20 protein-coding genes and 1 pseudogene are annotated in these 24,525 nt (G+C 70.6%); 12 read left to right on the forward strand and 9 right to left on the reverse strand.

Features of this window, described 5'->3' with window-relative positions; translation table 11 throughout:
- The first annotated feature begins 6 nt into the window (after positions 1-6).
- The 5 genes from V5E28_RS01090 (at position 7) to V5E28_RS01110 (ending at position 7,919) form a co-directional block, all read left to right on the forward strand.
- Positions 7-1,107 (forward strand): ABC transporter substrate-binding protein, encoded by a 1,101-nt coding sequence (locus V5E28_RS01090; RefSeq protein ID WP_336204025.1) that lies wholly within the window; start codon positions 7-9, stop codon positions 1,105-1,107.
- The gene (locus tag V5E28_RS01095; protein ID WP_336204026.1) at positions 1,095-2,480 is read left to right on the forward strand and encodes an aldehyde dehydrogenase family protein; all 1,386 of its coding nucleotides are present in this window, start codon (positions 1,095-1,097) and stop codon (positions 2,478-2,480) included. Before V5E28_RS01090 ends, V5E28_RS01095 begins: the two co-directional genes overlap by 13 nt.
- On the forward strand, positions 2,477-4,150 hold the full coding sequence (locus tag V5E28_RS01100; RefSeq protein WP_336204027.1) for a thiamine pyrophosphate-binding protein: 1,674 nt from the start codon (positions 2,477-2,479) through the stop codon (positions 4,148-4,150). The genes V5E28_RS01095 and V5E28_RS01100 overlap by 4 nt, the downstream gene beginning before the upstream one ends.
- Positions 4,151-4,571: 421 nt before the next feature.
- Complete coding sequence (locus V5E28_RS01105) at positions 4,572-5,753, forward strand: hypothetical protein (RefSeq protein ID WP_336204030.1); 1,182 nt, start codon at positions 4,572-4,574, stop codon at positions 5,751-5,753.
- A 210-nt stretch (positions 5,754-5,963) separates the two neighbouring features.
- Positions 5,964-7,919 (forward strand): endo-1,3-alpha-glucanase family glycosylhydrolase, encoded by a 1,956-nt coding sequence (locus V5E28_RS01110; RefSeq protein WP_336204031.1) that lies wholly within the window; start codon positions 5,964-5,966, stop codon positions 7,917-7,919.
- 162 nt (positions 7,920-8,081) lie between these two features.
- Here the strand turns inward: V5E28_RS01110 and V5E28_RS01115 are convergent, their stop codons facing one another.
- The gene (locus tag V5E28_RS01115) at positions 8,082-9,467 is read right to left on the reverse strand and encodes a serine hydrolase domain-containing protein (protein WP_336204032.1); all 1,386 of its coding nucleotides are present in this window, start codon (positions 9,465-9,467) and stop codon (positions 8,082-8,084) included.
- A gap of 152 nt (positions 9,468-9,619) precedes the next feature.
- Between V5E28_RS01115 and V5E28_RS01120 the strand changes: the two genes are divergently transcribed.
- The 3 genes from V5E28_RS01120 (at position 9,620) to V5E28_RS01130 (ending at position 11,593) form a co-directional block, all read left to right on the forward strand.
- Positions 9,620-10,315 carry a TetR/AcrR family transcriptional regulator gene (locus tag V5E28_RS01120; RefSeq protein ID WP_336204034.1) on the forward strand — a complete coding sequence of 232 codons (696 nt, stop codon included), beginning with the start codon at positions 9,620-9,622 and terminating at the stop codon, positions 10,313-10,315.
- Between the two features lie 61 nt (positions 10,316-10,376).
- Positions 10,377-10,976: an RNA polymerase sigma factor gene (locus V5E28_RS01125; protein ID WP_336204035.1), complete on the forward strand. Its 600-nt coding sequence runs from the start codon at positions 10,377-10,379 to the stop codon at positions 10,974-10,976.
- A complete protein-coding gene (locus V5E28_RS01130) occupies positions 10,973-11,593 on the forward strand; it encodes a hypothetical protein (RefSeq protein ID WP_336204036.1) in 621 nt (206 codons plus the stop codon). Before V5E28_RS01125 ends, V5E28_RS01130 begins: the two co-directional genes overlap by 4 nt.
- Positions 11,594-11,615: 22 nt before the next feature.
- Here the strand turns inward: V5E28_RS01130 and V5E28_RS01135 are convergent, their stop codons facing one another.
- A complete protein-coding gene (locus V5E28_RS01135; protein WP_336204037.1) occupies positions 11,616-12,983 on the reverse strand; it encodes an AAA family ATPase in 1,368 nt (455 codons plus the stop codon).
- Between the two features lie 336 nt (positions 12,984-13,319).
- Here V5E28_RS01135 and V5E28_RS01140 point away from each other — a divergent pair, with 336 nt between their 5' ends.
- Positions 13,320-15,242: a S8 family peptidase gene (locus tag V5E28_RS01140; protein ID WP_336204039.1), complete on the forward strand. Its 1,923-nt coding sequence runs from the start codon at positions 13,320-13,322 to the stop codon at positions 15,240-15,242.
- 96 nt (positions 15,243-15,338) lie between these two features.
- On the opposite strand, the gene V5E28_RS01145 is transcribed toward V5E28_RS01140, so the two are convergent.
- From V5E28_RS01145 to V5E28_RS01170, 6 genes are all read right to left on the reverse strand, one after another.
- Complete coding sequence (locus tag V5E28_RS01145; protein WP_336204040.1) at positions 15,339-16,166, reverse strand: alpha/beta fold hydrolase; 828 nt, start codon at positions 16,164-16,166, stop codon at positions 15,339-15,341.
- Between the two features lie 169 nt (positions 16,167-16,335).
- Positions 16,336-16,845 carry a DUF1707 SHOCT-like domain-containing protein gene (locus V5E28_RS01150; protein WP_336204041.1) on the reverse strand — a complete coding sequence of 170 codons (510 nt, stop codon included), beginning with the start codon at positions 16,843-16,845 and terminating at the stop codon, positions 16,336-16,338.
- Positions 16,842-17,645: an ABC transporter permease gene (locus tag V5E28_RS01155; RefSeq protein ID WP_336204043.1), complete on the reverse strand. Its 804-nt coding sequence runs from the start codon at positions 17,643-17,645 to the stop codon at positions 16,842-16,844. Before V5E28_RS01155 ends, V5E28_RS01150 begins: the two co-directional genes overlap by 4 nt.
- A complete protein-coding gene (locus V5E28_RS01160; RefSeq protein WP_336204044.1) occupies positions 17,642-18,607 on the reverse strand; it encodes an ATP-binding cassette domain-containing protein in 966 nt (321 codons plus the stop codon). The genes V5E28_RS01155 and V5E28_RS01160 overlap by 4 nt, the downstream gene beginning before the upstream one ends.
- 16 nt (positions 18,608-18,623) lie before the next feature.
- A complete protein-coding gene (locus V5E28_RS01165; RefSeq protein WP_336204046.1) occupies positions 18,624-19,571 on the reverse strand; it encodes a DUF4097 family beta strand repeat-containing protein in 948 nt (315 codons plus the stop codon).
- The gene (locus tag V5E28_RS01170; RefSeq protein ID WP_336204048.1) at positions 19,571-20,101 is read right to left on the reverse strand and encodes a hypothetical protein; all 531 of its coding nucleotides are present in this window, start codon (positions 20,099-20,101) and stop codon (positions 19,571-19,573) included. Before V5E28_RS01170 ends, V5E28_RS01165 begins: the two co-directional genes overlap by 1 nt.
- A gap of 300 nt (positions 20,102-20,401) precedes the next feature.
- Here V5E28_RS01170 and V5E28_RS01175 point away from each other — a divergent pair, with 300 nt between their 5' ends.
- Positions 20,402-21,244, forward strand: coding sequence for a patatin-like phospholipase family protein (locus tag V5E28_RS01175; protein WP_336204049.1), 843 nt, complete (start codon positions 20,402-20,404; stop codon positions 21,242-21,244).
- Positions 21,245-21,511: 267 nt separating this feature from the next.
- Here V5E28_RS01175 and V5E28_RS01180 read toward each other — a convergent pair whose 3' ends face one another.
- Positions 21,512-22,198 (reverse strand): GNAT family N-acetyltransferase, encoded by a 687-nt coding sequence (locus tag V5E28_RS01180; protein WP_336204052.1) that lies wholly within the window; start codon positions 22,196-22,198, stop codon positions 21,512-21,514.
- Between the two features lie 353 nt (positions 22,199-22,551).
- Between V5E28_RS01180 and V5E28_RS01185 the strand changes: the two are divergent.
- Together V5E28_RS01185 and V5E28_RS01190 are read left to right on the forward strand one after the other, a co-directional pair.
- A pseudogene (locus V5E28_RS01185) lies at positions 22,552-23,147 on the forward strand (IS5 family transposase); the annotation flags it as partial.
- A 156-nt stretch (positions 23,148-23,303) separates the two neighbouring features.
- Positions 23,304-24,386: a hypothetical protein gene (locus V5E28_RS01190; RefSeq protein WP_336204053.1), complete on the forward strand. Its 1,083-nt coding sequence runs from the start codon at positions 23,304-23,306 to the stop codon at positions 24,384-24,386.
- Positions 24,387-24,525: the final 139 nt, after the last annotated feature.

Below are 24,525 nucleotides of genomic sequence, written 5' to 3' on the forward strand. Positions count from 1 at the left end.
TCCCCCATGAGCAAGATCTCCGCCGGCTTCCGGCGACTGGGCGCCGCCGCGCTCACCGTGGCGCTCGGCGCCGGCCTGACGGCATGCGGCGGCTCGGACACGGCCGGCGGCTCGATCGTCTTCACCGTGCCCGACAAGGCGCTGACCGCGACCACCGCTTCCTACACCGCCGTGCCCATCGAGATGGGCTATTTCAAGGCCGAGCGGCTGGACGTGACCATCCAGCCGGTCGACAGCGCCCCGACGGCGATCCAGTCGGTGGCCACCGGGCAGGCGTTCATGACCTACGCCTCTCTCAACGCCGCCGTGACGGCCTACGGGAAGGATCCGGGGATCGCCGTCGTCGCCCTCACCAACGGCAGCATCTTCCGGGTGGTCGTCCCGCAGGACAGCGCGGTGAAGACGGCCGCCGACCTCAAGGGCAGGACCATCGGCTCCAACTCGATGGCGGGCGTGTCCACGCTGTTCGCCAAGGGGGTGCTGAAGGAGGCCGGGGTCGATCCGGAGAGCGGGGCCCAGTATCTCCCCGTCGGGCTCGGCGCCCAGGCCGCCGACGCGCTGCGCAAGGGGCAGGTCGACGCCTACGCCGGCTGGGACGGGCCGAACGTCGTCATCGGCGATCTGCTCGGCACCACGATGCGCGACGTCCCCAGCCCGCTGAACGACATGACGGGCACCTCCGCGCTGGTCGTGCGCAAGAGCTCCATCAAGGAGAAGCCGGAGCGGGTGGCCGGGATGGTCCGTGCCTTCTACAAGTCGATGATCTTCTCCCAGAAGAACCTGGAGGCCGCGATCAAGCTGCACTGGAAGCAGTTCCCGCAGGCGAAGCCCGCCTCCGACGTTCCCGAGGAGAAGGCGCTGGAGCAGGCGGTGAAGATCCTCAAGCTGCGCCTGGACATCACCGGCGGGCCCGGCTCCACCAAGAAGTACGGCGTGATCGACGACGCCGAGGTGCAACGGACGATCGACGCCTTCGCCGAGCACGGCATGGTCCCGAAGTCGATCGACGTGCAGTCCAGCGGCCTGTTCGACTACAGCCTGGCGGACAAGTACAACGACTTCGACGTCAAGGCCGTGGAGCAGGAGGCCGCCAAGTGGAAAGCCTGACCCTGGTCGACCCCTGCACCGAGCAGCCCTTCGCCGAGGTTCCGGCCGCCACCGCGGCCGACGTCGACGCCGCCGTCGCCGCGGCCGCCGAGGCCGGGGCGACCTGGAGCCGGGTACCGGTGGCCGAGCGCGCCCAGGTGCTCCGCCGCGCCGCCGACGAGCTCGCCCGGCGCGAGCGGGAGCTGGTCGAGGCCGTCACCATGCCGCTGGGCCTGCCGCGGCACCTGGTGCCCGCGGTGCAGCTCGCCTCGGCTCTCGGCACGCTGCGCTCGACCGCGGACGCGGCCGAGCGGATGACGGTGGAGGAGGTGGTGGGCAACTCCTATGTACGGCGCGAGCCCGCGGGAGTGGTCGCCGCCATCGCGCCCTGGAACTACCCGCTGATGCAGAGCGTGAACAAGGTGGCCCCGGCCCTCGCGGCGGGCTGCCCGGTGCTGCTCAAGCCGAGCGAGCTCACCCCGCTCGACGCCTTCCTGCTCGCCGAGGCGCTGGCGGCTGCCGGGCTGCCCGAGGGGGTGCTGCGGGTGCTGCCGGGCACCGGGCCGGAGGCGGGCCGGGCGCTCGCCGGCCATCCCGGCGTGGACGTCGTCTCCTTCACCGGCTCCACCGAGGTCGGACGGCAGGTGGCCGCGCTGGCCGCCGCCTCGGTGAGCCGGGCGCTGCTCGAACTCGGCGGCAAGTCGGCCTCGATCCTGCTCGACGACGCCGACGTGCCGGCGGCGGTGGCGCACTGCGCGCGGACGGTCATCGTGAACAGCGGGCAGACGTGCACCGCACTCACCCGGCTGCTGGTCCCCAGGTCCCGGCTGTCCGAGGCGGAGGAGTGCGCCGCCGCGGCGCTGTCCGCCGCCCGGCCCGGGCACCGCGACGATCAGGCCGCCGACCTCGGGCCGGTGATCAGCGCGCGGCAGCGGGACCGAGTGAACGGCCACATCGTGGCGGGCGCCGCCGCGGGGGCCGTGGCGGTCACGGGCGGCCCCGGCGCGCCGCAGGGGCTCGATCGCGGCTTCTACGTGCGGCCCACGGTCTTCACCCGCGTCGATCCCCAGATGGCGATCGCCCAGCAGGAGATCTTCGGCCCGGTGCTGGTCATCATCCCGTACGACGGGGACGACGACGCCGTGCGGATCGCCGACGGCACGCCGTACGGACTGTCCGGGGCGGTCTGGTCGGGCGACGTCGAGCGGGCGCTGGAGGTCGCGCGGCGGCTGCGGACCGGGCAGGTGAGCGTGAACGGCGGGCCGTTCAACCCGGTGGCCCCCTTCGGGGGGTACAAGCAGTCCGGCATCGGCCGAGAGAAGGGACTCTACGGAATCGAGGAGTTCACCGAGCTCAAGGCCATCCAGATGCCCCTTTCTGAGGAAATTTCGTGACATTGCATGCTCCATCCGCCACAGAGAGCGGCCCAGCGGCAGGCACCGGCACTGACGCAGCGGAGACGGGGGCCGACCAGGTGGCCGCCGCGCTGGACGCGCTCGGCGTGCGGCGGGTCTTCGCGATCGCCAGCATTCACAACCTGCCGGTCCTGCGGGCGTTGCGGGCCAGGGGGACGACCTCGATCGTGACCATGCGGCACGAGCAGGGCGCCGTCCACGCCGCCGACGGGTACGCCAGGGCGACCGGCGAGCTGGGCGTCGCCGTGGTCAGCACCGGGCCGGGCACGGCGAACGCGATGGGCGGACTGTTCGAGGCGTCCTTCGCCTCCTCCCGGGTGCTGCTGATCACCGGCCAGGTGGAGACCGCCTACCTCGGCCGGGGACGCGGCTACATCCACGAGGCCGAGAACCAGTCCGACATGCTGCGCGCCGTCTGCCGGTCGGTGTCCGTGCCCCGGCGGGCCGCGGACATCGGCGCCGAGGTGCTCAGGCTGGCCGGTGAGGCGATGACCGGACGGCCTCGCCCGGTGGCCCTCGAGCTGCCGATCGACCTGCAACGGGCGTCGGCTCCCGCCCTGCGGCCGGAGCCGCCGGTGATCGCCCGCGATCCGATCGACGACGCGGGCGCGGTCGAGACGGCACGGTCACTTTTGGCCGCGCGCCGTCCGCTGATCTGGGCGGGCGGCGGCGTCACCGGCTCGGGAGCGGCCTCCGCCCTCGCCGAGCTGGCCGAGGCCGCACAGGTTCCGGTGGTGACCTCGCGGGAAGGGCGCGGCGCCCTGCCCGAGGACCATCCGCTCTGCCTGGGCTGCTACCCGGCGGTCGAGCCGCTCCGCTCGTACGTCGAGTCGGCCGACCTGCTGCTGGCCGTCGGCACCCGGTTCCAGATGTATCCCACCGACTCCTGGCGGCTGCGGCTGCCCGCGAATCTCGTGCACCTCGACGCCGACCCCTCCGTGATCGGGCTGAACTACCCCGCGCGCCTCCCGCTCGTCGGCGACGCCGCCCTCGGCCTGAGCCAGATCACCGGCCATCTCACCGCCCACCGGCAGGACCGGACCGCGTATCTCGCCGAGGGCCGGGAGGCGCTGGCCGCCGCGCGGGCCGCGATCGGGGCGCAGATGGGGCCCGATCACGAGGCGATCTGTGCCTCGATCCGCCGCCACCTCCCCCGCGACGGCGTCGTGGTCCGGGACGCGACCGTGCCCGCCTACGTCTGGGGTGACCGCGTCCTGCCCGTGCTCGCCCCCCGCACCTCCATCCGTCCCACGGCCGCCGGCATCGGTCCCGGCCTGCCTCTCGCCATCGGCGCCGCCCTGGGTTCCGGCGCTCCGGCGGTCCTCATCCAGGGTGACGGCGGCTTCATGCTGAGCGTCGGCGAGCTGGCCGCCGCCCTGCAGTCCGGCGCCCACGTGATCGTCTGTCTCTTCGACGACCAGGGCTACGGCGTGCTGCGGGAGATCATCCGCGACTCGTACGGCGGCGCGGCGCACGACGTGGACCTGGCCACGCCCGACTTCACCGCGCTCGCCGCGTCGTTCGGAGTCCCGGGGCGCCGGATCGCCGATCCGGCGAGCTTCGACACCGAGTTCGCCGCCGCCGTGGCCCGCCCCGGCCCCACCCTGCTGCACATCGACATGTCCGCCCTGGCGCCGATCAACCGCTGACACGGAAGGATCGTGTAGTCGGGAAGGTGTCGTGCGCGCCGGCCTGGCGAGCGGTGAATGGCGCCGCAATACGTACGTGGAGTCGCCGACGGAATGACTTCGCCGTGCTTGCCTTTCTTGCGACGGCAGTGGCGAAACATAGCGACATGCCATGTAGGACCATTCATATGCGAAAATCCCAGGAATGATCTCGTCCCACGGCGAAAAGCCAGTGATGGGCTCATCACTGGTGTTAGGTGCGCTGGTCCTGGCCTTGGGTGGATGTTCGGCTCCGCCGATCGACGCCGGCCCCCCGACCGAAACCAGGCCCCCGGCCGGCACTCGGCCCCCGACCGGGGCAAGCGCACGTCCCTCCCCCGGCGGGGTGCCCACCGCCGGCTCCCCCCGGCCGATAGCGGCCCCGACCTTGTCGCTCCGAGCGGTGAGAACCCCGGCGCTCAGGCCCGTTCCGGCTGAGCCCACCTCCTGTCGCCAGCCGCCGCGGCGTACCGACGATTTCCGGGCCGTCGAGAAGACGTCGAGGTGGAAGCCGCTCGCCATCGAGAAGGACGACACCCACGCCGAGCCGCTGCAGGTGGCCGCCACCCCCGACGGGACGATCTGGACCCTGCACATCAACAGGATTCGGAGCGTGCCCAGCCACTTACGCCGCTGGGACGGTTCGGCCTGGAAGACCTTCGACATCCCACCGGTGCCGGTCCAAGGGCCGCTCGACCGCAACTCCAATCCCTATGACGTGGAGGAATTGGCCGTGACGTCGGCCCGGCGGGTAAGCGTCTTCGGCAGGCCGCAGTACGCCCACAACTCCTCCGGACCTGGATTGTTCGTCCACACCCTCGACAAGGGCCGGTGGCGCAGTGAGATCTTCCCCATCGCCTCCTCCTCCCATTCCGTGAACGCGCACGGGCCGTGGCTGAGGTACGGCAGGCAGGCGCTGCGCTGGAACGGCTCGGCCTGGCGGTCCTACCGGCTCCCGGCCCAGCGCCTGAGCGTTCCGGCTCAGGGCGAGTCGGCGCTGGCCGGCCGGGGCGACGAGTTCTGGGCGGTCGGATTCCGGGGCCGCGACGGGTTCCGTATGGGGATGCTGCGCTGGAAGGGAACCGGCTGGCAGGAGATCGGCATGCCCGCACTGGACGACCCGGCCAAGGGCGCCCTGGCTGGCGGCAGGAAGGTCATCGATACCCTCCTGACGATCAAGGACGTGGCGGTGCTGGGCCCCGCCGACGTGTGGGTGGTCGGCGCGGCCGCGATGCTGGTGGCGACCGGCGAGGACGAGGAGATGGACTTCCGCCCGCTGGCGCTGCACTGGAACGGCGGGTCGTGGCGCTGCCACTGGGGGCCGGTGCCCACCTCGGGGGACCAGAGCAGATGGTTCGAGCAGGCCGAGCCCGACGGCTCGGGAGGGATGTGGACGGCGACCAGCGTCGGCGAGCTCTGGCATCTGTCGGGCGGACGCTGGACCCGCGGCCGGCTGCCGGACTCCGACGGATGCACGGCGCACGGAGCGCGTCTGGTGCTGCGTCCCGGCACCCGCGAGGTCTACGCGCTGGGCGCCTACCGCTGCGGCCGCGAGGATCGTTCGGCACTGTGGCGAACCCGATGATCCCGCCCGTCGAACGGGCGCGCCCACGTGCGGGTGCGGGCCGTCGACGAGCGCATGTCCGTTGCGCCACTGCCGTATCCGAAAAAATTGACAACGTTCCAAATAGGCGATTTATCCAAAAGCCGGGAACAGTCGCTTGATCTTGCTACATCCTTGTCCACGCAAGACGGCTCCGCCTCCTCGGAACCGTACGAGAGCCAAGGGAGTTCCATGGTCAACCGATATCGGACGCTACTGGCGGCGATGGCGGCCCTCACCACGCTGGGCACCGTCGCCGTCGCCCCCACGCAGGCGTCCGCCGTCGCCCCGGTCAGCGTGACCTTCGCCGCCGCGGAGGATGTGTTCATCAGCCAGGCCGAGCCCGCCAAGAGCTTCGCCACCGCGACGTGGATGAGCGTCTGCGGCTCCAGTTGCGGCGGCGCCGCCGCGGGGCAGCGCATCGCCCTGACCCGCTTCAAGGTCAGCGGCATCCCCGAGGACGCCGGGGACGTCAAGGTCACTCTGGACGTCGTCTCGGCCAGGACGACCGACACGACCGTCTCCGCCCGTCAGGTGACGGGCACCTGGACCGAGGCCGCCACCACCTGGAACACCCGGCCGACGGTCGGCGAGACCGCCGTCGCCTCGCACACCGGCTTCACGGCCGGCACGACGGCCAGGCTGGACGTCTCGTCGTCCGTCAAGGGCGACGGCACCTACGCCTTCGCCCTCACCGGGACAGCCGCCACCACGACCGTCCTGATGTCCTCACGCGAGACCGGCAACCGCGGTCCGAAGCTCACGGTCACCTACACCGAGGGGACCGGGGGCGAGCAGACCGACGGGCCGCTGCCCTTCACCCTGCCCGGCACGGCGGCACTGCGGGCCTCGGGCAAGAAGGTGTTCGCGCACTACTTCACCCCGTACCCGCTCTCGCTGGACAACCAGGCCCCGGCGAACGACTACTACGCCAGGAACTACCTCAAGCCGGAAGGCGAGAGCGGCAAGCACGCCGCGTACGGCGGGCTGCTCCGCGACCGGCCGACGGGACGCGCCCCGATCACCGGCGACTACGCGGTGGCGGACTTCAAGACCGAGGTGAAGCAGGCCATCGCCGCGGGACTGGACGGCTTCACCGTCGACATCCTCTCCGTGACCAGCGCGCACTGGACGCGGGTGCAGAATCTCATCAAGGCCGCCGAGGCCGTCGACCCCGGCTTCAAGATCGTGCTCATGCCGGACACGAACGGCCTGGCCTCGGTGGACAGCGCCACCCTCGCCACGGCCATGGCCAAGCTGGCCGCGTCGAAGTCGGTCTACCGGCTCGCCGACAACCGCCTGGTCGTCGCCCCGTTCAAGGCCGAAGGCCGGACCGCCGCCTGGTGGTCCGACTGGATGGAGACCATGGAGACGGCGCACGGGATCAAGGTCGCCCTGGTTCCCTGCTTCCTCGACTTCAACAAGTACCGCGACGCCTTCGCCTCGATCAGCTACGGCTTCTCGAACTGGGGCAACCGCAACCCCGCGGGCAACGCCAACCTGGGCGCCAACATCGACCGCGCCCACAGCATGGACAAGATCTGGATGCAGCCGGTGTCCGTCCAGGACGAGCGCCCCAACCAGGGAATCTTCGACGAGGCCGGCAACACCGAGAACCTCCGGGCCTCCTGGAAGGGCGCGATCGACGGCAAGGCGGACTGGGTTCAGCTCACCACCTGGAACGACTACTCGGAGAACACCCAGTTCGCCCCCTCCAGGAACGCGGGCTGGACCTATCTGGACATCAACGCCTACTACCTGACGTGCTACAAGCTGGACTGCCCGAAGATCACCAACGACACGGCGTACCTCACCCACAGGATCCAGCCGGTCGCGGCCCAGCCGACGTACGCGCAGACCAAGCTCATGAAGCTGCGCGGCGGCAGCACGGCGGCCCGTGACACGGTCGAGGTGCTCAGCATGCTCACCGCGGCGGGCAAGGTGTCCGTCACGATCGGCGGCACGACGCAGAGCTATGACGCGCCCGCCGGAGTGTCCGCCAAGACGTTCCCGTTGAAGGCGGGCACCGCTTCGGCCACCGTGTCGAGAAGCTCCACCCCGGTGGCGAAGGTGGTCTCGCCGTACGCGATCACCTCGACGCCGTACGTGCAGGACCTGCACTACCGCGCGGCGTCCAGCGAACGCTGACGCAGGTGCGCCGGCTCCCACGGGCGTGGGAGCCGGCGCGTGAAGCCGTTGTAGAGCGGGTGGACGGTGGCGGACGACCACATCGCCCTGCTGTCGATGACGTGGTGGCCGCCGCCGCATGCCTCGGCGCCTGAACGCGCGGGAGAGCGTCTGCCTGGCGCTTCACTCGGAGGCCGGCGGCACCCGGTTGAACAGCCGGCCGGCGAGATCGACGCCCGCGACCGCGCCGCCGTCGTCGCGGGTGAAGTAGCCGCGCTGACCGGTGAAGGCGCCGCTGGTGAGGATGTACTCGTCCGTGTCGCCGGGCAGCAGGCCGAGATCGAACGGGGCGTGGTCCTGGGGCAGTTCCATGTCCGCCGACGCGCGGATCTCCGGCTTGATCAGCACCTCCAGCCTCAGCCCGGACCCGTCCGAGCCGATGGTCATCGTCATCGCGTCGTTCTCGTAGCGCCCGGCGACCTCCCGGGCGCGCGCCTCGTCGTAGGGCATCGGCTCCGGGTCCCGGTCGACGACGCCGAGGTAGGTCCGCAGTGCCCAGCGGACGACAGCCTGGTTGAAGGGGATGCCGTCGGGGCCGGCGTTGGACATCGCGACGACGGCGAAGTCTCGTTCGGGCACGGTGAGCAGCTCGGCGAACTGGCCGTTGGCCGAGCCGCCGTGCCCGGCGGTGCGCACGCCGTCCACGTCGCGCAGGAACCAGGCGACACCGATGGCGTCGCCGAGGTTGCTGGCCCGCAACGCGACCGTCGGGTCCTTCATCCGGTGGAGCGCCTCGGCCGGCAGGACGCGGGCGCCGCTTTCGGCGAGGCCGTCGCCGAGGTGGAAGCGGGCCCAGCGAAGCTGGTCGGTCAACGTGGACGCGAGGCCGCCGCCGGGGTTGTCGGCGCGCCAGTGCCGCCACGGCCGCGCGATGGACAGGACCCCGTCCTCGTCGAGATTGTGCCCCACGGCGAAGCGCCGGGTCATGACGTCATCGCGGGCGAAGAAGCTCTGCGACAGGCCCACGGGCTCGAAGACCAGCGAGGCGACGGCCCGTTCGTAGGTCAGGCCCGTGACCTTCTCGATGATCCGCCCGGCCAGGTTGTAGCCCGCCTGACTGTAGGAGGCCCGGGTGCCGGGGGGCGCGATCGGCTCCAGGTCGGCCATCTTCGCGACATAGGCGGCCAGCGCGTCGTCCCCCTCGCCGGTGTCGGCGATGATCCCCCAGTCCAGCCCGGCGGTGTGGTTGAGCAGGTGCTGCACGGTGATCTCGTCCGCTGCCCGCCGGTCCGTGAGCGTGAACTCGGGAACGTAGCGGCGCACCGGCGCGTCCAGCTCGACCCGCCCCTCCGCGACCAGGCGCATCAGCGCGGTCGCGGTGTAGGTCTTGGTGACCGAGCCCAGTATGAACAGCGTCTCCCGGTCGACGGGCAGCGGGTTGTCGACGCTCGTCACACCGTGGCACGCGTAGATCTCCTGACCGTCCACCCAAACCCCGACGGCAACACCGGGGATGCCGAACTTCGTGGCCGTCGCCTCGACGAACTCGGACAGCGTCTCCTGTGACATGACTTTCTCTTTTTCCTTACTCGCCCGCCTCGGCTGGGCGCCGGACGGCTGCTTGAACTAAGTACAAGAGAACTGTAGAGCTTGCTTGAACTAAGTGCAAGCCATCTCCTGAACTTTGTGCAAGACCCTTCCTGTGTCCTATCGTGGAGGCCATGCCACGCGACACCCTGACCCGGGACCAGATCGTCCAGACCGCTGTCGAACTGCTTGACGAGGAGGGCCTGGACGGCCTGAACATGCGCAGCCTCGGCAAACGGCTCGGGACGGTCGCCACGGCCGTCTACTGGCACGTCAAGAACAAGGACGACCTCGTCCTGCTCGCGGGTGACCACGTCTGGCACGAGGTCGAGCTGCCCGATCCCGCCGCCGTGGACTGGCGGACGGCGGCGACGACGATGGCCGGCAGCCTGCACGCCATGCTCAGCAGGCACCCATGGCTCGTCCAGGCCTTCGGCTCCTATCTCTTCTACGGTCCAGGCAAGGCCCGCCACGACGACCACAACCTGGCCGTGTTCGAGGCGGCCGGCTTCCAGGGCGTGGCGGCCGACCGGGCGGCGGCAGCCGTCTTCACCTACGTGCTCGGCAACGTGCTCGGCATGGCCGCCCTCGACTCGCTCTCCAAGAGGCTGAGCCGTACCGGCAAGAACCCCGAAGAGGTGATCCAGGACGTCATGGGCAAGGCGCGCGCCGTCGCCATGGACTTCCCGCGCCTGCGCACCCGCCTGGACACGCCGTCGGCCGACTACAACGCCGCGCCCGAGCACACCTTCGAGTACGGCCTCCGCGCCCTCCTGGACGGGCTGGAGGCCGCCCTCCGCCGCGACCCCGCCCCGGCCGCCCTGAGCTGACTCAACGCCGCGCCCCCGGTGACTGGCGGAACCCGCGTGGCCGGCCGGACAGTGGCTGTGTATGGACATGTCGATGCGGGCCCGGCTGCGTGACGGCGACCAGGCGGCGTTCGAGCAGCTCTACGACGAGTCGGCCCGGACGGTCTACAACCATGCCTTTCGCCTGATCGGGGACTGGTCGGCCGCCGAGGACGTGGTCTCGCTGACCTTTCTGGAGGCCTGGCGGCTGCGCCACCGGATCGACGCCGACGGCGGATCGCTGCGCCCCTGGGTGCTCGGCATCGCCACCAACGTCGCCCGCAACCTGCGCCGCGCCGCGCGACGCCACCAGGCGGCGCTGGCCCGGCTGCCCCGGGGCGAGGCGGAGCCGGACTTCAGCGAGGAACTCGTGCAGCGGATGGTGGACGCGGAGAAGGTCGCGGCGGCGCGGGCGGCCTTCGGCACGCTGCGCCGCCCGGAGCAGGACGTGATCGCGCTCTGCGTGTGGGCCGGGCTCGACTACGCCGCGACCGCCGAGGCCCTGGGCATACCGGTGGGCACGGTCAAGTCACGGCTGTCGCGGGCGCGCAGGAAACTCGCCGGGGAACCGGCCGCGCCCCGGCGACAGGTAGCAGGTGACCGCGACCCCGCGGTCCGGCTTCCGAGGAGGAACGGGCGATGAACGAACGGGACGAGCTCGCCAGGTTGCTGCCGCCCCCGGTCGAGCACGACCTTCCCCCGGGCCGCCACCGGCTGCTCAAGGAGTTCGTCATGACCGAGATCCAGCACCGGCCGCGCCGCCGGCTGCCGCGCCCCGCCGTCCTGGCCGCCGTGCTGACCGCCGCCGTGGCCGGCGCGGTCGCCCTGCCCGCCCTGCTCGGCGGTGCGCCGCCCGCCTCCGCCTACACCGTGGCCGGCAACCCCGACGGGACCATCACCATCAAGATCTACGAAGCGCGCGACGCCAAGGGCCTGCAGGCCGACCTGCGCGAGCGCGGGTTCAACGTGATCGTGGACTACATCCCCGCCGGCAAGCGCTGCTCACCGCAGCCGCGCAGCGCCACCTGGGTGCCCGGTGTGCGGCTGGCCCGGCCGCAGAGCGCCGAGGAGGAGGACGCGGGAGCGGGATTCCGGATCGATCCGTCGGTGGTCCGTCCCGGGCAGACGGCGGTGCTGGAGTTCCTCATCGGTCAGGAGACCGGGGGCCACTACCTCTCGGCCGGGATCAGCGATCGGGTTTCCGCCGGGCCCGTGGCCGAGTGCGTGCTGGTCGACAAGCCCGGCGGCGTACGCGATTGACACCGGTCCCACCCGCACGCCGTCACGCGGAGAAGGCCGCCTCCGGAGGAGACGGCCTTCCCTTTCCTGCCTGGCGGATCAGCGCACGCCGTAGGCGCGGGTGATCGTCTGGACCACGGTGTTGCCGGCCTCGTCGGCCGCCTTCGCACGCAGGGAGACGAAGCCCTCGCCGCGGGGGTTGCGGATCTTGGCCTCCCAGGCGCATCAGCTCCAGGCGCTGCGCCAGACCGTGCTTGAGCACGGCCTCCAGCGCGTGCCGCCGCCCGTCGTCGACCGGCAGGTCCTCCTCCCGCCAGGTCGCGAGGAACCGCCATGGCCGCTCGCCGGTGGATCGGGCCAGGTGGTAGAGAAGCTGCGCGGACCCGGTGTCGGCGGCGTGCAGCTCGTCGAGCACCACCAGCAGCGGGCGTGCGGACAGGTCCGTCAGCAGGGCGGCGACCGCGCCGAAGATCCGCGCCCGCTCCCGCTCGTGATCGCCGTCCCCCGGCGGGATCAGGCCGAGCGAAGGGAGCAGCGCGGCCAGTTCGGGATACTGCGAGCCGGCGGCCGCCCGCTCGGCGGCGGGCCTGTCGGCCAGGTACCCGTCGAGCGCCTCCACCCAGGCGCCGTAAGGAGTGTGGCCCTCCGCCTCGTGCCCGGCTCCCCACAGCACGAGCGCGCCCGAGGCGGCGTGCCTGCGGGCCGCCTCGGTCACCAGGCGCGTCTTGCCCACGCCCGCCTCGCCGCTGATCAGCACGAGTGGCGCGGCGGCTGGCTGCCCGGGGCCGAGGAGCGTCATCGCGCGGTGCGCGTCCTCGGCGGCGGGGTCGCGGTCCAGCACGGGGCCGAGCACCTCGACCGCGCGCCCCGCCGCCCCGCCGGCGACCGCGGCGGCGGCCAGCGCGAGCACCACCCGGCGCCCCAGCACGTCGAGCGCCTCCCTGCTCGGGGCCGCCCACTCGGCGTAGCGGTCCTCGGGGAGCAGCTCGGCGGCCAGGTGCTCGCGCGCCTCCTCCAGGGCCGCCAGGCCGCCGCCCGCCAGCGCCGCGCCGGCCAGCGCCATGACGTGGTCGAGGTCCACCTCGACGAGCTCGGGGTGGAGCAGGAGCAGACCGCCCTCACTGAGCAGGTAGGAGGAAGGCGTACGGGCGGGCAGCTCGGGTTCGAGGGTGTGCCTGGCGGCGTGCAGCGCCACCCGCAGGCTTCTGACCGCGGCCTCCGCGTCGGACTCGGGCCAGCAGACGTCCATGATCTGGTCCCGGTGCAGCCGGTGCCCCGGGGCGACGGCCAGCAGCTTCACCAGGGTCTTCGCGCTCGGCCTCCGCCACCTGTCCACCGAGGGCGCGCTGCCGGGCCGGTCGGCCGCGAACCCGCCCAGCAGGCGCAGACGCAGGAGGGGAGGTGGAGCCATGAACCGCACAATATCGGGCGATTGTTTCCCGGAACCTCAGGCGTGCGCTCCCTCGCACCGGCCCTGGCCTTCGATATCCGGATGCGCGCCGGCATCAGGGCGGTCCAGGTGTCATGTGGCCGACGGGATCACCACATCACGGAACCACCTCAATCCCACTGATCACTCCCGTAACGATCTATCCTTGGTCCTCACGCAACGGGGATCTTGGTAAGCATCGGCACGAGGCATGACCAACTGCGCCTCTGCACCTGGTCAGCCATATGCCCGCTGATGTCCGTTCCCCTTCCTCAGAGCCCGTCCGGCAGAGACGGGCCCGTTCCCCCCGGAGGACCCGTGAGACTACGGTCTCTACTGGCGAGCGCTTCCCTGCTCGCCACCACGTTGACGGGCGCCGTGGCCGCCTCGCCCGCCCAGGCGGCCGTCGACGATCCCGCCGTCGCCAGGAGCCTCGCGGCCGAGGTCGAGAGCGGCCGGAAGGTTCGCGCGATCATCGAGCTCCGGAACGGCACGAGCCTCGCGGCCGTGGCCGACGCCGCCGAGCAGGCCTCGGCCACGACCAAGGTCATCGACCGGACGAGCTCCAAGGAGTTCCTGGTCGCCTCCCTGGACCAGGCCACCCTCGACCAGCTCAAGACCGACGACCGGATCAAGGCCATCTACAAGGACGAGCTGAGCGCGGCCTCGCTCGACGTCAGCACCAAACTGATCGGCTCGGACCGGGCCAACAAGACGGGATGGACCGGGAAGGGCGCCACGGTCGCCATCATCGACACGGGCATCGACCGCGACCATCCGTTCTTCGCCGGGCGGATCGTGAACGAGGCGTGCTTCTCCACGGTCGACAGCGACCCCGCCGTCCAGGCCGTGTCGCTCTGCCCCAACGGCCAGCCGGTCCAGACAGGCTCCGGCGCGGCCGACGCCGAGACCCCCGCGTGCGTGGTCCAGGGGACGAACAGGTGCGCCCACGGCAGCCACGTGGCCGGCATCGCGGCGGGCAAGAAGACCGGCAACGCCCCTTCCAACGGCGTCGCACCGGCGGCGGGCATCCTGCCCATCCAGGTCTTCACCCGCTTCAACGGTCCCATCTGCGGTGAGATGGGCGTCAGCGCCCCGTGCTTCCTCAGTTACACCTCCGACCAGAAGCTGGCGCTGCAGTACGTCGACAGCGTCCACGCCGGCTACAAGATCGTCGCGGCCAACCTGAGCCTGGGCGGTGGCCCGAAGCAGACCAAGCACTGCGACTCCGACCCCAGTTACGGAGCGCTCCGGCCGGAGATCGTCTGGCTGCAGCAGTTCGGTGTCGCCACGGTGGTCGCCTCGGGCAACAACAGCTTCGCCGACGGCGTCTCCAGCCCCGCCTGCATCTCCCGGGCGATCGCGGTCGGCGCCACCGACGACGCCGACGCCGTGGCCTCCTTCGGCAACCGGGGCACGCTGCTCGACTTCTTCGCTCCCGGCATGGGCATCGACTCCTCGGTGCCGAACAACCGGTACGACCCGCGTAACGGCACCTCGATGTCCGCTCCGCACGTCACCGGGGCACTGGCCCTGATGCGTCAGGCGTACCCGAACGTGCCGATGGACAAGCTCGTGGAGAAGCTGCAGACCACCGGTAAGGGCATCACGTACACCAGCGCGGGCGCCTCGGTCACCACCAAGCGGATCGACGTCGGCAAGGCGGTGCCGTATGTCGCGGACCCGACCCCGCCCCCCCCCCCGACCGCCACGCCCACCGCGACGAGCACCCCCTCCGGCACCCCCACGCCGAGCCCGACCGCGACGCCGACCCCGTCGACCGGCCCGACGGACCCCGGCACGGACTTCGAGCCGGCGCCGGTGCCCACGCCCGACTACTGCGAGCGGGGCAAGGGCGCCAAGCCGCGGAGCGCCAAAGCCTGGGCCAAGGAGATGCTGCGGGGCAAGGGCTCGCTGACCGACCAGAGGCTGTCGTGCTACATCGCGATCGCCCAGAACGGCAGCAAGGTCTTCCCCGAGCTGGCCGACGCCACCACGCTCGCCAAGGCGTACAAGATCCTCGGCTTCAGAGGCAAGGCCGCCAAGGCGCTGCTGGACCGCGAGCTGCTGGCCGCGTGGCTGAACTACGCCCACGGGGTCCACAACGGCTCGGCCAAGGTGCACGGGAAGACCACGCTGAAGCAGGCGATCGTCGCCGCGGAGAGGCACCGCACCGGCAAGGCGACCTCCCTCCAGCTGAAGAAGGCCGCCGTGTTCCTCTACAGGCACGTCAACAAGTAACGCCGCGAACGAGGAGCGGGCCGCGATCGGTGATCGCGGCCCTACTCCATGTTCAGCGGGCGCGCACGGTCGCCCCGGGCCCGTTCGTGGAGCCGATCAGCTGCGCAGGAACTCCAGCAGGTCGGCGTTGAACTTCTCCTTGTAACCGGAGACGAGGGCGATGCCGTGGGAGCCTCCTTGGTACACCTTGTAGGTGGAGTTCTGCACGATCTTGGAAGATTTCTCGCCGGACGCCGCGATGGGCACGATCTGGTCGTCGTCGCCGTGGACGATGAGGGTCGGGATGTCGAACTTCTTGAGGTCCTCGGTGAAGTCGGTGGAGGAGAACGCGTCCACGCAGGCCACACCCGCCTGGATGTTCTCGGCCATGGCCATGAGCCAGAAGGCGTCCTTGTTGCCCTGCGTCACCTTGTTGCCCGGGCGGTTGGCGCCGAAGAACGCGTCCGCGCTGTCATGCCAGAACTGCGAGCGCTCGGCGAGGATGCCGGCCTTGAGCTTGTCGAACACCTCCTGTGGCGTTCCTTCGGGGTTGGCGTCGGTCTTGAGCATCAGCGGCGGGACCGCCGACAGCAGCACGGCCTTGCTCAGGCGGGACGTGCCGTGCCGGCCGATGTAACGGGCCAGTTCGCCGCCGCCCATCGAGTGGGCCACCAGCGTGATGTCGTGCAGGTCGACGGTCGTGACGAGGTCGTTGAGGTCGTCGGCGAAGGTGTCGAAGTCGTAGCCGTCCCAGGGCTGACCGGAGCGGCCGTGCCCGCGCCGGTCGTGCGCGATCGCTCGGAAGCCGTTGTCGACCACCATCTTCATCTGGTCGTGCCAGGCGTCGGCGTTGAGCGGCCAGCCGTGTATGAAGAGGACCGGCGAGCCGCTGCCCCAGTCATAGAAGAAGATCCGCGTGTCGTCGCGTGTGGATACGTAGGGCATCAGTGGACCCCCAGAGCGTCGATGGATTGCCGGGAGCGTGCATTCGCACCCGGCGGACCTCGACGTGTTCCACTGGGTGGACGCATCACCCACAACGGGCAATACCGCAGTTCGCCGTCCGGTTAAGGCCAAGGCCGGGTCTACGGGCCTTTGCTGCCACAGCCGTGGCTCAGCGAGCCCAGGCTCTCGGGTAGCGGATCATCAGGCTGCCGTAACCCAGCTCGCCGGAGATCCGGATGTGCGGCCTCCCCGAACGCTGCGGCACTCTGCAGGTCGCCCTGCCCCAGAGGGTCCGCGCACCGTCGGCGTCCGCGCTCGCGCCCGGCGGCAGGACGACGGTCGCGGAGCCGTACGCGAGCCGGAGCTCGATGTGGATCACAGGATGTTCGATCGTGGCCTGGGACAGGTCGAGCCGGACCTTGCCGTAGACGGAGTCGATCCGCAGCATGCGCGGGACCCGCCAGTCGCCCACCCGGAGGAAGCGCCCGCCCGTGGACCTGAGCTCGACGACGTCGTCCGGCAGCCCGGCGAGGGCCGGCTCCAGCTCGCCGTGTGATGTGGCGGTGAGCGCCCGTTCGAGCCGCTCCTCCATGTCGCCGGAGCTGAGCCGCCCTTGCGCGAACGCCTCCTGAAGCCGGTGAACGGCGGTGTCGCGATCGGTGTCGGAAAGCGGGGTCATTGGCTGACGGCTCTCTTGTACAGCCGCCTGGCCAGCGGCACGAACACCACCAGGAGCAGGAGCGACCACAGCAGCGACGCCGGCACCGCGTGCTGCAGCGGCCAGGCGCTGGGCACGGGCATGGCCGGACTGGTGTTGCCGAACAGCTCGCGTGCGGCCTGGATGAGCGTGGAGACCGGACTCCATTCGGCGATCACCTGCAGCGGCCCGGGCAGGCGGGCGCTGTCGACGAAGGCGTTGGACAGGAAGACCAGGGGGAGCGACACGAGGGTGGCGATGTTGTTGAACACCTCCGGCGTGCGCAGGGCCAGCGCGACCGTCGCCGTCACCCAGGAGAAGGCGTAGGCGAACAGCAGCAGCAACGCGAATCCCAGGGCCGCTTCGAGCGGCGAGGTGTGGATGCGCCACCCGACGAGCAGCCCGACCAGCGCCATCGTGACGATGCTGGTCACATTGACGATCAGATCGCTGAAGGTCTGGCCGGTGAGCACCGCCGAGGGGGACATCGGCAGGGTGCGGAACCGGTCGAAGATGCCCTTCTGGAGGTCCAGAGTGAGGGTGTAGCCGGTGATCTGGGCGCTCGTGGTGATCGTCATGACGAAGATGCCGGGGAGCATGTACTCCGCGTACGACATGCCGGGCAGCTCGATCATGCTGCCGAAGACGTAGGTGAACAGCAGCACGAACACGATCGGCAGCAGGACCACGCCGCCCAGCAGGTCGGGTGCTCGCTTGATCTTCAACGCGTTGCGCTTGGTGATCGTCATGCTGTCGGCGATCGCCATCTGCAGGGTGCTCATCGAGCGGTCTCCTTGATCTTCTCGTCGGCCTCGTGTCCCGTGAGGGTGAGGAACACGTCGTCCAGGGTCGGCCGGCGCAGTCCGGCATCGCGTACGGTGATCCGCTCCGCGGTCAGGCGGCCGAGGGCCGTCGTCAGCGCGGCCGCGCCACCGGTGACGGGGATCGTCACCCGGAGGCCGGTGGTGTCGGTCTGCATGTCCCCGACGGCCATCGGCGCCAGTGTCCGCCTGACGGCCTCCAGGTCCGCCGCGCTCGTCACAGACAGCTCGATCCGGTCGCCGCCCACCTGGGCCTTGAGCTCGTCGGCGGTGCCGAGCGCGATCACGTGACCGTGGTCGACCACCGCGATGCGGTCGGCGAGCCGGTCGGCCTCCTCCATGTACTGGGTGGTGAGCAGCACCGTCGTCCCCGCCGTGACGAGCTCGGAGATGACGTCCCACAGACTGATCCTGGCCCGAGGGTCGAGGCCGGTCGTGGGCTCATCGAGGAACAGCACCGGTGGGTTGGCGACCAGCGCGCCGGCCAGGTCCAGCCGGCGGCGCATGCCTCCCGAGTAGCCCTGCACCGGGCGGTCGCCCGCCTCGGTCAGGTCGAAACGCTCCAGCAGCTCGCGGGCACGCCGCTTGGCGGGCTTGACACCCAGGTGGTAGAGGCGGCCGACCATTTCCAGGTTCTCGGCGCCGGTGAGGTGGTCGTCGACGGCGGCGTACTGGCCGGACGCGCCGATGTGGGTGCGCAGCCGCTGCGCGTCGCGGACGACGTCGAACCCGGCCACGGTGGCCTGGCCGGCGTCCGGCTTCAGCAGCGTGGTCAGGATGCGCACGGTGGTCGTCTTTCCGGCGCCGTTCGGGCCAAGCAGCCCGAACACCGTCCCCTCGGGGACCGACAGGTCCATCCCGTCGAGGGCGACGACGTCGCCGTACTTCTTGACCAAGCCCTTGGCCACAATCGCGTCTGGCATCGAACTCTCCTTGTTGTCACGAACGGTGGATCACGATGGCGCCGAAGGTGGTGTGGACCCGCACCTCGACGGTCTCGTCGGACTGCGCGGGGCCGTCGCAGGCGTCCAGGGAGACGTCGACGGTGCCGTACTGCGAGCTCACGTCCAGCCAGGCGGCGGTGCCCTCACGGAGGCCGAGGTCGAGGCCGCCGCCGGTGGTCTCCAGGACGACCGAGCCGGACACGGCCTCGCCGATCCGGAGGCTGCCGTAGGCGGTCTTGGCCGTCACGTCGGCCAGGGCGCGGTCGACGGCGACGTCGCCGTAGGCGGAGTTGAGCCGCAGCTCGCCGGTCACCGCACCGAGGCTGACGGCGCCGTGGGCGGTCTTGACCAACGCCGTGCCGTCGATCTCACCGACGCGGATGTTGCCGTGGGTCGTGATGACCTCGGCGTGGCCGACCGAGCGGGTGACCGAGATGTCGCCGGTCCCCGTCTTCACCCGCAGCCTGCCGGCCTGCTCGACCCGGATGTCGCCGTAGGAGGTGGTGAGATTCACCTCTCCGAGGCGGCCCCGGCAGTGGAGACTCGCCGCGCTGCTCGCGTCGACGCGGGAGCCGGCCGGCAACTCGACCGTCACCTCGACCGAGCCGCGCCAGCCGAACAGCGAGCGCGCCCAGTTCGCGGGCGACTCCATGAGCCTGTCGAACGAGAGGCTCCGGCCGGACGTCGACGCGCCCCGGTCGGCGGCCGTCTTCAGCAGGAGCCTGCCGCTCGCGTACTCCACCTGGATGTGCTCGGCGGAGTGCACGTCGGCGTCGTTGGACTCGTCGCTCGGGCGTACCTCCACGACGGTGTCGGCGCGATCGCTCGCGTTGATCCGGACGTTGGCGGCCGGAAGGCCGATGACGGCGAAGACGGGTTCGGGGGTGGTGAAGGTCGGCATGGCCGCCCCCTCCTCTTGGGCTCGATGGACTCGGGTGGTCATCAGCGCACCCAGCCGGTGTGACGGTTGCCGGCCTGCGTGGCCGCGCGCCGGCCGGAACGGCGATCCGGGTCGCCGGGGTCGAGCGCGGCGGACACGGCGCGGACGAGCCAGGCGTTGACCGAGAGCCCGTCTCGGGTGGCCGCCCCCTCGATGCGCGGCTTGAGGTGCTCGGGGACCCGGAGCGAGATCCGCGACGTGCCGCCCTCGTCGGTGTCCGGCGGTGGCGGCGGGGCGGGCGGGCGCTCGGCCCACCCCGTCTCCCCCGCGTCCTCGAACGACTGGCCGACCGGTGATGGCGTCACGACGAAAGCGGGGTCGCGTCCGCGCAGACGCACCTCGACCGAGCCCGGAGCGAGGTCGCGGGTGATCTCGTCAGCGGCGGCGGACAGCGCCTCCAGCAGGGCGAGCCGGGTGGCCGACTCGAGCGCCGCGGCGAGCCGCTCGGCCAGGGCGCGAGCTTCCTCGCCGCCCGCCCCGGCGGCGATGGCGAGTTCGCGGCGGAGTTGATCGACATACGGCCCAAGGTCCATGACGTCATAATGACACCACTTTGGCGTCACGACAATCGGCAAAATGCGCCCGGAGACGTCACACTCAGCGGTTGCGCCGTATACCTCCAGGTGGGCGGTGTGACCCCTGGAGGTGGCACTGACGCTCACCTCGTCCACCCGGGGTCTCGTCCAGCTCTGTCCCGCCGGGCGCATCGGCCTGCCCGACGGGATGGAGCGCCTGGTGAAAGCAGTTCCACCGTCCCGATGCCCGCGGTCTCGCGGCGAGAAATGGCAACGTGCGAGATGTTCAACACGGCGATCATTCTGAAGAATGGGGGCATGCGGCGGGCATTGGTACTCGGCGGAGGCGGCGTCACGGGGATCGCCTGGGAACTCGGCATGCTGGCCGGTCTGGCCGAGCACGGCGTCGATCTCTCCACCGCCGACGTGGTGATCGGCACCTCGGCGGGCGCGGTCGTCGCCGCGCAGCTGGCGTGCGGGCTCGATATCCGGCGATGCTACGAAGCCCAGCTCGCGCCGGTCGCGGGCGAGACAGCTCCCCGAGGGGCCACGCTGGCCGTGCTCAAGCTCGCCTGGGCGTCGATACGCGCCGGTACGGACGGGCAGGCGTTCAGGGAGCGCATGTGCCGGACGGCGCTGAACGCCAAGACCTCTCCGGAGGAGGAGCGGCTGCGCACCGTGGCGGGATGGCTCGGGAAGGCGACGGAGTGGCCCGCTCGCCGGCTGCTCATCACCGCCGTGGACACGGCGTCCGGCGAGTTCACGGTGTTCGACGCCGCCTCGGGGGCCGACCTGCTCAGGGCGGTCGCGGCCAGCAGCTCCGGCCCGGGTGTGCGCCCGCCGATCACCATCGGCGGGCGCCGCTACACGGACGGCGGGATACGTTCACCGGTGAACCTGGACCTGGCCGAGGACTGCAGCAATGTGGTGGCTCTGGCACCGGTGACACGCGCCGGCGGCCCGGTGGAGTCCGTCGAGCAGCAGCGCGCCAGGCTCGGCGCCTCCCAGGTGGTGGTCATCACACCGGACCAGGCCACCAGGAAGGTGATCGGAACCCGCCTGCTGGACCCCGCCCGCCGCGCCCCTGCCGCTCGCGCGGGCCACGCCCAGGCTGCCGCCGTGGCGGACTTGGCACGCGGAGGCTGGCAGGCGGACTCGTAGCGGACGTACGGGGGATCGGGCAGATCCGGCCTCGGGCCCGACCTGCCTCTCTCGAACACGCGCCGTCCCTCAGAGGTTCCCCCCGGACACGCGCCGTCCCGGGCGGCGGTGAGCCACCGGGACGAGACGCCGGCGCCCCGGCCGACCAGCGGCGGATCAGCCCGGGCCGCCGCGCGGGAGCAGGATCTGCCAGAGGTACTCCATGACGGTCCGTCCCTCGCCGCCCCGCGGGGTGTCCGGTGGCGGTGCGCCCCGGGCTTGATGACGCTAGGCGGACGTCCGCGCTCCGGCCTCGGCGGCCTCCCCAGGAGCGCGGCCGGCGCTCCAGACCATCGTCCGCTGGTGCACCCGCCCGCCGCCGTACCGGAGGCCGGGCACCAGCGGTGCCGGGCCGTGCTCGGCGAAGCCCATGCGCTCGAAGAACCGCACCGCCCGGGCGTTCTCGACCAGGGTCTGCAGGTGGCAGCCGGGAGATCCGGCCTTCCTGAGCCGGTCAAGCCACCGGCTCATCAGCCCGTCGGCGGCGCCGGTCCCCCGCGCCTCGGGCGCCACGTTGATGTGCAGGTGCGCGGGCCACCTGGCGTCGGCGAACTCGCCGACGCCGGGCTCCCTGCGGACCGCGGCCCACGCCAGATCGGCCAAGCTGCGCGCGAAGAAGGCCGCGGGCCTGGGCCGGAAGACCAGCCGGTAGGTCCGCATCGCCTTCTCCATGCGCTCGCCCTCCCCGGGGAACGCCGCACTGTCGAGGCATCCCGTCAGGTAGCCCACCAGAGCGCCCCCGGCGACGGCGACGAAGAGCGAGTCCGGCTCCAGCTCCATGTAGGGGTTCAGGTAGACGGCCGCCTCGGAGTCCACGTGCCCCCACAGCGACTCCGTGGGAGCGCCCTCGCCCACGCGCCCGAACAGCTCGCGCAGCTCGGCGCGGTCACTCTCTGCGAAAGTACGGATCTCCATGACGGCCTCCTCATTATGTACAGCCTACTCTGTACGACATACACGGTTAATAGGCTATATCACGTACACAGACTTCCGGCCGCACGAGAGGAGGATGTTCGACGGCAGAGCTGCCACCCGCCGGGGCCGCGCCGGCCGGCGCCGTGATCATGGCCCCGTGGCCCCGCGAGAACGGCATGCGGAACGGGTGGACCAGCCTCCGCATCAGCTCGTACGGGCTCTCGCTCCGGCCCGCCGGAATCCGGAATCCCCCTTTTGGAGGCGCCCCCCGCGGGCGCCTAAATTAGAGGCTCTAACAGAATGATCTCTGTTGTGCTTTGATCTCTCGCTGTAGCCAAGCGAGAGGGGCCAGGGTGGCGCGGGCGAAGCCGTGGGAGGTCAGTGACGAGTTGTGGGCGGTGATCGAGCCGTTGCTGCCCCAGCACCAGCGTCGGTTCCGGCATCCGGGGCGCGAACGGCTCGATGATCGGCTGGCGGCGCCTGGCCGAGTGGAACAAGGTCGGGGTGTGGCAGCGCTTGCACGAGGTGTTGCTGGACCGCTTACGCGCTGCCGATGCTCTCGACTTCTCCCGCGCCGCGGTGGACTCTTCCCACATCAGAGCAGTAAAAGGGGGGCCAGACAGGGCCGTCCCCGGTCGATCGAGGACGAGCCGGCAGCAAACACCACCTGATCACCGACGCCACCGGCATCCCGCTCGCGATCAGCTTGACCGGCGGCAACCGCAACGATGTCACCCAGCTTCTGCCGCTGCTGCATGCCATCCCCAAGGTCCGCGGCAAGCGCGGCCGACCACGCCAACGCCCCGATGCCGTACTCGCCGATCGCGGCTACGACCACGACAAGTACCGTCGCCTGGTCCGTGAGCTGCAAATCCGCCCGCTGATCGCCCGCCGCGGCACCGAACACGGCTCCGGCCTGGGCAAACACCGCTACGTCGTCGAGCAGACGACGTCTAGTACGTAGTTGCTCGCGTAGGGCAGGTGCTTCTCTCCCGATACGCAAGCATTGTCTGTATTTGAACTCCCAGAAGCGATCGGCACTCTAACCGAGCGGAGTCCATACGAAGGATCCGATGACTCGGGAGGTCCGATGAGACCGAGAACCATGGCCATCGTGCTTGCTGTTCTGGCCGTCGCTACTTTCGGGAGCGCCGCCGGCACACACGCCAATCCGGTACGGCACGCGGACGCGGTGCGGCACACCGGGACACCCCGGAGCGCAGGCACGGCGAGCCACGTGAACACGGTGGGCCACAACGGACCTGCGGGTCACCCGGACGGGAGGCGCCACGCGGACACGATCAAATACGCCTCGGCACGGGGGTGCTCGCGTCCGGGCCAGTGGCCGCCGAGCCCATGCGGAAAATGGCGGCTCGTCATGCACGGGGGTGAACGACGGGAATTGGCGGACGCCCGGATCGCACCGCTGGACGGCAAAGGGAAGCGGCTGAAGCAGAGCGTCGCGCCGATCGAGGTCAGCGGCGACGGCCGGCACGTTGCGTACTTCAGGAAGTCCGACAACAGGCTGGTCGTCCGGGAGGTCGGCGGAGGAAAGGCCCATGCCATGGCCGCCGACCTGCTGCCCGCGGGCTTCGGGATGGATGACGTGACGCTGATGCTGTCGCAGGACGGCACGCGTCTGGCGGTCGTCTACTACGAGGAGCGAAAGGAACCCACCCGGGTGTACGACACGACGAGCGGCAACCTGCTCTGGACGGCGCCCTGGGACGTGGAGCTCTTGGGCTTCAGCGGCGATGGCGGTGAGCTGATGGCCCAGCGGAGAAACGACGATCACTTCATCGCCGATCTGTACGTCTTCGGGCCGAGGGGGGAACTGCTGCACCGTAAGCCCCTGGGTGAGGACTATGACGTGGGGCCCTACGCATTGGCCGCGGACGGCACGACCGCGGCGGTGGTGACCCACCAGCACGGCCACGTGACCATCGTCGTCTATGACCTCACGTCCGGCCGGATCACGACGCGCGTACCAGTCCGTGTCAAGGGCGTTCTTCACACGGTCGCCTGGACGGGCCTGGCCCAGGTCACCATTCATGCCCACCACAAGAAGGACACCGCGCCTACCCAGGTGCGTGTCCTGCAGGTCGATACCGTCACGAAGAAGGTCACGACCAGGGAGTCCTACACGATCCTGTCTGATTCGATCAGCTTCGAGTCCTGCGGGGGCTAACGTCCGTCAGGTGGCCTGGGCGGGGACGTTTGGCGGAAGAAAATCGCAGGTAGTTGATTTATTCTTGCCGAGATCACCTGATTGAACGGCAAAAAGAAGAGTCGATAGCATCTTTCACAGAATCGCCAATCATTTTGCT

Source organism: Nonomuraea sp. LPB2021202275-12-8, from assembly GCF_037044575.1.
GTDB lineage: Bacteria > Actinomycetota > Actinomycetes > Streptosporangiales > Streptosporangiaceae > Nonomuraea.

Coding starts and splice junctions, on each gene's coding strand:
- V5E28_RS01090 (WP_336204025.1), top strand. CDS start 7: ATGAGCAAGATCTCCGCCGGCTTCCGGCGACTGGGCGCCGCCGCGCTC.
- V5E28_RS01110 (WP_336204031.1), top strand. CDS start 5,964: ATGGTCAACCGATATCGGACGCTACTGGCGGCGATGGCGGCCCTCACC.
- V5E28_RS01115 (WP_336204032.1), bottom strand. CDS start 9,467: ATGTCACAGGAGACGCTGTCCGAGTTCGTCGAGGCGACGGCCACGAAG.
- V5E28_RS01120 (WP_336204034.1), top strand. CDS start 9,620: ATGCCACGCGACACCCTGACCCGGGACCAGATCGTCCAGACCGCTGTC.
- V5E28_RS01125 (WP_336204035.1), top strand. CDS start 10,377: ATGGACATGTCGATGCGGGCCCGGCTGCGTGACGGCGACCAGGCGGCG.
- V5E28_RS01130 (WP_336204036.1), top strand. CDS start 10,973: ATGAACGAACGGGACGAGCTCGCCAGGTTGCTGCCGCCCCCGGTCGAG.
- V5E28_RS01135 (WP_336204037.1), bottom strand. CDS start 12,983: ATGGCTCCACCTCCCCTCCTGCGTCTGCGCCTGCTGGGCGGGTTCGCG.
- V5E28_RS01145 (WP_336204040.1), bottom strand. CDS start 16,166: ATGCCCTACGTATCCACACGCGACGACACGCGGATCTTCTTCTATGAC.
- V5E28_RS01150 (WP_336204041.1), bottom strand. CDS start 16,845: ATGACCCCGCTTTCCGACACCGATCGCGACACCGCCGTTCACCGGCTT.
- V5E28_RS01155 (WP_336204043.1), bottom strand. CDS start 17,645: ATGAGCACCCTGCAGATGGCGATCGCCGACAGCATGACGATCACCAAG.
- V5E28_RS01160 (WP_336204044.1), bottom strand. CDS start 18,607: ATGCCAGACGCGATTGTGGCCAAGGGCTTGGTCAAGAAGTACGGCGAC.
- V5E28_RS01165 (WP_336204046.1), bottom strand. CDS start 19,571: ATGACCACCCGAGTCCATCGAGCCCAAGAGGAGGGGGCGGCCATGCCG.
- V5E28_RS01170 (WP_336204048.1), bottom strand. CDS start 20,101: ATGGACCTTGGGCCGTATGTCGATCAACTCCGCCGCGAACTCGCCATC.
- V5E28_RS01175 (WP_336204049.1), top strand. CDS start 20,402: ATGCGGCGGGCATTGGTACTCGGCGGAGGCGGCGTCACGGGGATCGCC.
- V5E28_RS01180 (WP_336204052.1), bottom strand. CDS start 22,198: ATGGAGATCCGTACTTTCGCAGAGAGTGACCGCGCCGAGCTGCGCGAG.
- V5E28_RS01190 (WP_336204053.1), top strand. CDS start 23,304: ATGGCCATCGTGCTTGCTGTTCTGGCCGTCGCTACTTTCGGGAGCGCC.